Origin of the sequence: Streptomyces sp. NRRL B-1140, from assembly GCF_001280065.1 — a bacterium.
In the GTDB taxonomy this organism is placed as follows: domain Bacteria; phylum Actinomycetota; class Actinomycetes; order Streptomycetales; family Streptomycetaceae; genus Streptomyces.
Window position 1 is genome coordinate 1 of the sequence record NZ_LGEA01000079.1, and the last position, 214, is coordinate 214.

The window sequence follows — 214 nt, forward strand, 5'->3', positions numbered from 1 at the left end:
CACGGGACAAGGGTTGCGCTCGTTGCGGGACTTAACCCAACATCTCACGACACGAGCTGACGACAGCCATGCACCACCTGTACACCGACCACAAGGGGGGCACTATCTCTAATGCTTTCCGGTGTATGTCAAGCCTTGGTAAGGTTCTTCGCGTTGCGTCGAATTAAGCCACATGCTCCGCCGCTTGTGCGGGCCCCCGTCAATTCCTTTGAGT

1 rRNA gene is annotated in these 214 nt (G+C 56.5%); it reads right to left on the bottom strand.

Going from position 1 to position 214, the window contains the following annotated elements:
* Window positions 1-214 (bottom strand): 16S ribosomal RNA (locus ADK65_RS09380); the annotation flags it as partial.